Source organism: Variovorax sp. P4_D9, from assembly GCF_056401695.1.
The window spans coordinates 1-6,636 of sequence record NZ_JBFUIU010000512.1; the positions used below are offsets into that span (position 1 = coordinate 1).

Here is a 6,636-nt window from a genome sequence, read left to right on the forward strand (position 1 = left end):
TGGAGCATGGCCAACCTGGTGGCGCTGCTGCGCATGAATCTGTTTACCCACCGTGATCTGATGGCGTGGATCGACGAGCCGTTCACAGCGCCGCCCGATCCCGACGAATCACCCCAGGGCGCATTCGCATTCACTTGATGTTGGACAGCACCCATGGGGGCACGATCCTGAAATCCACACACAAGCCGTCCGGAACCCGCGTCAGTTCAGCATGTCATCCGCCGGATTCGCCTGTCTTGGACAGCAGTGGGGTGGACCCATGGTCGCCGGTCTGGAGACCAGATCTCGAATCGGGTGCACTGACCGCTCGACCGGCAACAATCGGCCATCAGCGGACCTTGGTCTGCGCAATGCGAAGGGCAAGTCAAGACTGGTTGCCGCCGATCGAATTTTTTGGGCGAACGTCGGCGACCGCTCAAAGCTGACGCTCGTGCTTTTCTTTACGACAGGCTGGTCTACCTCGGGACTTGACTTTCGCCGACATCGTTGAGGAAATCTGGGACAGGCGCAGTGCTCGGATCGCTGTTGGTCAGGACCGTGGCGCGTGTCAACGGCCGCTTCCAAATGTCTCGAAAAGGCGGTCAGGGCCCACTGCTGACTTCCGACTTCGTGCCCTGAACTTCAGCTTGGCAAGTGCGGATTCAACCGGTCGATGCAACGATTTGGCTGAACATCTCAGCCGGTGTGTGGAAGTCGAGGGTCTTCCTTGTCAAAGAAGAACTTCAAGCCGGTGATGGTTGCATTGAGCGTGATCGGCGAGACGCCCTGATCGACCATGTGCAACTGGAAGCGCCGCAGATCCTCCGCGGTTGCAGTGTCGGGAGAGCGCTGCAAAAAAGCCGGCGAGTGCCGTACCGCGCGAATGTAGGTGGATTGCGTCTTGGGTTCGAGCTTGCGCATGCGCATGTCGTCGAGCATGCGTTGGCGCAACGCAGAGACCGCTGGTGTCGCTGGGGTCATGATCGTGCTCCTGTCGAAGAACGAGGCCAATTGCCTCGCTCCGCAACATAGACCGGGGCGAATGCTTGCCATCCGCCGCGGGCTCAGCGGCGGGCTAACGCGAGCGGTGCGAGCGGTCTAGTCCAGTGCCCGGTGCGACGTTGGCGGCGCCCTCACAGCAATGTCTCACGTCGGCGAGCGACTTCGCATTGAGTGTCATCTCGTCCCGGTTCGACTTTTTTTCTTGACGGCGGGGGGACCCGCTTTCGTGATGATGTGCGGGTAGTGTTCAAACGTACCCTTCATCACATCACGGAGCCAGATGACAGCCGGATCGTGATGGAAGCGTGGATGCCAATGCTGGTTGAGTTGGAACTGTGGCACCGGCACGGGCGGATCAAACATGCGAACCGTCCCGAGGCGGGCGAAGACTTCCGCCAACTCACGCGGCACAGTGGCGAGAAGATCCGAATGCCGATCCATCAGGAGCGGAACTAACAGGAAGTGCGGTGTCATCACGGCCACGGTGCGCCGGATACCTTGATCTTCCAGTACCTTGTCGTAGCTCTCCGCAGAATGGCCGGTGAGCGAGACCACGATGTGCCGCATTGCTTCGAAACGCTCCCGCGTGAGTGTGGAGCCGATGTCCTTGTTACGGGCGCTCGCGATGGTCACAAAGGAGTGTAGGAACAGGCGCTGATGGAACAGTCCCTCGGGCGCAGCGCGGATCGATCCAACTGCGAGATCGGCCTCACCTGAGGCGAGCAGTCCTTCGACTTGCTCGAGGGGCACTTGCAGCGTGCGCAGCGAGCATCCAGGGGCCTCCTTCTTGAAACGCTCAAGCAGGGGGGGCAGGAAGACCAGTTCTCCCATGTCGGTCATGCACAGGGTAAAGGTGCGCCGTGCCAGCGTAGGTTCGAAGCGGGCACCGGCCAGAATCTGCTGGCGCACAGTGGACATTACCTCCACCACCGCCCCACGCATGCCCTCTGCCTTGCGCGTGGGTTCCATGCGGCTGCCTACCTTGACGAACAACGGGTCGTCGAAGAAGGCGCGCAGCCGATTGAGCGCATGGCTCATCGCGCTCTGGGTGAACCCAAGACCCTGAGCAGCCTTGGTGACGTTCGCCTCGCGAAACATGGCATCGAAGATCGCCAGCAGGTTTAGGTCGAGGTTCTCGGCATGCATACGGCTCATTCTAAGAATGACTGCAATGTTGTTGATACATGAGAACCCTAGTCCTAATCTTCGTCCATGCCGTCGCGCAGTACGGCGAAACGACAAAAGGAGACACCCCATGTTCATCAAAAACACCTGGTATGTAGCTGCCTGGGACAACGAGGTCACGAAAGAGGGCCTGTTCGCCCGCACGATCATCGGCGTGCCCGTTCTCATGTACCGCAAGGACGACGGCGAGGTCGTGGCCATGGAGGACCGCTGCTGCCATCGCGGTGCGCCCCTGTCGGTAGGCCGGCGTGAAGGCAATTGCGTGCGCTGCATGTATCACGGGCTGAAATTCGACGAATCCGGCCAGTGCATCGAGGCCCCGGCCCAGAAGCGCATTCCTATCCAGGCCAAGGTCCGCACCTTTCCTGTGGAGCAGCGAAACCGCTGGGTCTGGATCTGGATGGGCAACCCGGACAAGGCCGATCCGGCGCTGATCCCCGACACCCAGTGGCTGGATGACCCGCACTGGCGAAGTCTGGACGGCTACATCCACTACGACGTCAACTACCTGCTCATCTGCGACAACCTGCTGGACTTCTCCCATCTTCCCTTCGTGCACCCGACAACATTGGGTGGCAGTGCGGACTACGCGGCCGCTCAACCCAAGGTCGAACGCATCGACAACGGGATACGAATCACCCGCTGGGCAATCAACACCGAACCTCCGCCGTTCGCCAAAGCGGTCAAGGATTGGGGCGGCAAGGTCGATCGTTGGAACGTCTACAACTTCACCATACCGGCCACCCTGCTCATGGACTCCGGCATGGCGCTTACCGGCCAGGGCGCCGCTGAGGGCAATCGCGAGGGCGGGATTGAATTTCGCGGCTGCCAAGCCATCACCCCAGAGACGGAAAACTCGACCCACTACTTCTTCGCGCATCCTCACAACTTCTCCATCGACAAGCCCGAAGTCACGCGCTCGATCCACCAGTCGGTGGTGGACGCGTTCGCCGAAGACCGCGACATCATCACCGCGCAGCAAAAGAGTCTGGCGCTGGCACCCGACTTCAAGATGGTGGCCTTCGGAATCGACGCCGCTCTGAACCAATTCCGCTGGTTGGTCTCGCGCCGTCTGGAAGAGGAGGCGGTCGAAGAAGCTGCAATCCGTAGTGCCACCGCGGCGCCGCCCGAACCCGCCAAGGTCTGAGCCATGAAACTCGTCATCACCCGCCTCACACAAGAGGCGCAGGATGTGCTCGGCCTGGAGTTGCGTTCGCAGGACGGCGCAGAGTTGCCGTCCTTCACCGCCGGCGCCCACGTGGACCTGCGGCTGCCTGGCGAAATGTGCCGCCAGTATTCACTGGCCAACTCGCCTGTGGAACGCCATCGCTACGTGCTCGGGGTGGGCTTGGCGCCGGCCTCGCGTGGCGGTTCGGCCTTCGTCCACCAGCGCCTTGCCGTGGGCGATGTGCTCGACGTGGGTGAGCCGCGTGCGCTGTTCGGCATCGACCCGGCCGCGACCGAGCATGTGTTCGTGGCCGGCGGCATCGGGATCACGCCCATTCTGAGCATGATTCTCTGGTGCGAGGCCAACGCCAGGCCGTGGAAGCTGCTGTACTGCGTGCGCACGCGGGCCCGCGCCGCCTATGCCTGGACGCTGGCGCGCCATGACGACCGTGTGCAACTGCATGTGGACCAAGAAGCAGCGGGCACTCCGCTCGATCTGACGGGCTGGCTAGGCAGTGCCGCTGAGGGCACCCACGTCTACTGCTGTGGCCCCGAGGGACTGATGAACGCAGTCGGGGCAGCGGCGACTGAAGTCGGTATCGCCAAGGCGGCCACCCATTTCGAGCGCTTCGCGCCGCTCGAGCAAGCCACACCTGCTGCACCGGACGGCACCTTCATTGCGGTGCTGCATCGCAGCGGAAAGAAAGTTGAGGTCCCGCTGCAGCAGAGCTTGCTGGAGGCTCTTGAAGACGCGGGCGTCTGCGTGCCCTTCTCGTGTCGCGAAGGGATGTGTCGCAGCTGCGAAATACCACTGCTCGAGGGTGAGGCCGAGCACCGCGACTTTGTTCTCAGCGACGAGGAGCGCGAGGCCCAAAAGTGCATCCTGCCCTGTGTATCTCGCGCGCGCAGCGCGGTCCTCGTCCTCGATCTCTGACGATTTCCCTCATCCACAACCCCCAACTACTGGAGACAAACATGTTCAAGATGATGGCTGCCGCATGCGCAGCGATGACGTTGGCCTTGCCCATCGCGGCGCAGGAAAACTACCCCTCGCGGCCGATCCGCATCGTCGTACCCTATCCGGCTGGCGGCGCGACCGACTTCGTCGCGCGCACCATTGGCGATCGCCTGTCGAAATCGATGGGGCAGGCGGTGGTGGTGGACAACAAGGCAGGGGCGGCTGGCGCCATCGGCGCAGGAGAGGTTGGGCGTTCCAAGCCCGACGGCTACACGCTGCTGCTGACGATCACCGATTCGCAGATCAACAACACGGCGTTGTACAAGACCCTCGCCTATGACCCGCAAAAGGATTTCGTCGGCGTCACGCAGGTGGTGCGCAGCCCGGCGCTGATCTCCACGCACCCCGGGACCGGGATCAAGAGCATGGAGGATTTGAAGGCCAAGGTGGCCAAGGGTGACGCGAAGCTGAGCTACGGCTCCTGGGGCGTAGGCGGTCTCGGCCACTTGGCCGGCGAGAGTCTCAATCGCGGACTGAGTGCCGGCATGGTGCATGTGCCGCAGCGCGGCGAAGGGCCGGTGGTGACCGACCTGCTATCGGGCACGATCGACGTCGGCCTTTCGTCCGTGGCGAGCGCAATGCAGCATGTGCCATCGGGCAAGGTAGTGCCGCTCGCAGTGTTGGGGCGTCAGCGCTCCACTTCTTTGCCGCAGGTCCCGACCATGAATGAGTTGGGTTTCAAGGACCCCCTCTACGACACCAACGTCTGGATCGGCCTGCTGGCACCGGCCAAGACGCCGCAGCCTGTCATCGACAAGCTGGCCAAGGAAGTTCGCGCCATCGTCGGCTCGCCCGATGTCAGCCAGCTATTCGTCAGCCGTGGCTTCGAGGTGATGAACAGCACGCCCGAGCAGTTCGCGGCGTCGTACAAGGATGAATTCAACGTGATCACGAAGCGGATGCGCGATCTGGGTGTGGAGGCGCAATGATGCATACGACGAGCAAGACCTTCGCCAGCCAGGCCGACCTGGAAGAAAAGAAGATCACCTTCAGCCAGATTTCCGAGCACGCCTGGGCCTACACGGCCGAGGGCGACCCCAACACCGGCATCGTGATCGGCGACGACTGCGTGTTCGTGGCCGACACCCAGGCGACGCCCGCCATGGCGGCCGACGTGGTCCGCTAACGTCATCCCGCCCTCATCTCTCAGAACGGCAGCGGAAGGATCAGCCCAAGCCAAGCCACCGCGGCGGCCCTCTGGCGAGTTCGCCGCGCTCGGCTTAGTCAAGTTCAGGTGCGTGGAAAGTCAGGCTAGTCCTGGCAACTATCGTTGGCAGCGCTGCAACGCCTGAGAGCCGCATCGAGTTGGGCTTGGCAGTTATTCCCCGAAGCAGTCACGCAGAACTGGTAGTCGGCGTCGGCCGTCAGCTTGTACGTCCTGTATTGGAGTTCGCATTTGGTCTCGCTACCGCCGCCAACCTGGGCCGACGCAAGGCCGGACACCAGGGCAAGAATCCATCCGGTGGATAAGAGTGCAATTCTTCCCATGATCATTCCTCAAAAGTTCGTTCGACTCATTTCTTCTGGGACGGAAATTCGACGCCCCAGTCCTGCTTCATGTCGACGACGGTCCAGCCCTAGGACCATGAAGTGCGCGCCGCTGCCGCCTACGATCTATTCGGCGCACATCGCGACTATCCGTCAGTCGGTCAGATGTGGATATAGGTTCAAGGGGCAAGATCGCTGCCCGAAAGGGAAGCTCAGGCCGAGCGACGCCGGGCGCATTGCCGCGCCGAGGCCGCGTACCGCCGCGGGACCTGCTGAAGAAGCGGGTCGCAATGATGCAGGGGTGGGCCGACTACTACTGCGACACGCCAGTGCAGCGCGAGGGCGGCAAGGTGGTCCCACTCAAGGCGGCCTGATCGACGAGGGGGGCTTTCCCTCCGGGCTGTGGCGGGATCGCTTCTCGCGGGGGGAATGTTTCCGTCCAGGCTGCCGGCAGGTCTATCTAGGGTTTGTGAGAATAAAAGTACCCCAAAAACTTTCCACATTAAGGATAAATGGGGTACATTTAATCCATGGACCGATTTGCCCTGCAGCACATGCGCCCAGTTATTCGCTACTGGGAATCTTCCGGCCTGCTCAAGTCGATGATCGGGTGGCGCGTCCCGGCTGCGCTCGATCAGCAGAAGCGCGCTAACGCGATCGCGGTCATTGGCTTTGGGTGCGCGCCATGACCGACCAGGAACGTGAGGAGGCGAAGCGCCGAGGTCGGCCGACGCTGCCCGAGGATCAGAAGGCAACTAGCGGCTCGCTGCGCCTCACCCCGGCGCGCTGGGCGAAGT

The 6,636-nt window shown here is 62.1% G+C and carries 6 protein-coding genes and 2 pseudogenes; 6 read left to right on the forward strand and 2 right to left on the reverse strand.

From position 1 onward, the window contains the following. Positions 1-708 precede the first annotated feature (708 nt). Both AC1DY5_RS37065 and AC1DY5_RS37070 read right to left on the reverse strand, forming a co-directional pair. Positions 709-960 (reverse strand): annotated as a pseudogene (locus AC1DY5_RS37065) (site-specific integrase); the annotation flags it as partial. Between the two features lie 195 nt (positions 961-1,155). After that, positions 1,156-2,127: a LysR family transcriptional regulator gene (locus tag AC1DY5_RS37070; protein ID WP_478119465.1), complete on the reverse strand. Its 972-nt coding sequence runs from the start codon at positions 2,125-2,127 to the stop codon at positions 1,156-1,158. A gap of 109 nt (positions 2,128-2,236) precedes the next feature. Here AC1DY5_RS37070 and AC1DY5_RS37075 point away from each other — a divergent pair, with 109 nt between their 5' ends. The 6 genes and pseudogenes from AC1DY5_RS37075 to AC1DY5_RS37100 all read left to right on the forward strand — a co-directional run bounded on the left by AC1DY5_RS37075 (position 2,237) and on the right by AC1DY5_RS37100 (position 6,528). Beyond that, positions 2,237-3,313 (forward strand): aromatic ring-hydroxylating dioxygenase subunit alpha, encoded by a 1,077-nt coding sequence (locus AC1DY5_RS37075; protein ID WP_478119466.1) that lies wholly within the window; start codon positions 2,237-2,239, stop codon positions 3,311-3,313. Between the two features lie 3 nt (positions 3,314-3,316). Further along, positions 3,317-4,267: a PDR/VanB family oxidoreductase gene (locus AC1DY5_RS37080; protein WP_478119467.1), complete on the forward strand. Its 951-nt coding sequence runs from the start codon at positions 3,317-3,319 to the stop codon at positions 4,265-4,267. 41 nt (positions 4,268-4,308) lie between these two features. Continuing rightward, positions 4,309-5,280, forward strand: a complete 972-nt coding sequence (locus AC1DY5_RS37085) for a Bug family tripartite tricarboxylate transporter substrate binding protein (protein ID WP_478119468.1) — start codon at positions 4,309-4,311, stop codon at positions 5,278-5,280. Further along, positions 5,280-5,474: pseudogene (locus tag AC1DY5_RS37090) on the forward strand (MBL fold metallo-hydrolase); the annotation flags it as partial. The gene AC1DY5_RS37085 and the pseudogene AC1DY5_RS37090, both read left to right, overlap by 1 nt. A gap of 601 nt (positions 5,475-6,075) precedes the next feature. Further along, positions 6,076-6,213, forward strand: a complete 138-nt coding sequence (locus AC1DY5_RS37095; protein ID WP_478119469.1) for a hypothetical protein — start codon at positions 6,076-6,078, stop codon at positions 6,211-6,213. Positions 6,214-6,369: 156 nt separating this feature from the next. Next, positions 6,370-6,528 (forward strand): hypothetical protein, encoded by a 159-nt coding sequence (locus AC1DY5_RS37100; protein ID WP_478119470.1) that lies wholly within the window; start codon positions 6,370-6,372, stop codon positions 6,526-6,528. Positions 6,529-6,636 lie beyond the last annotated feature (108 nt).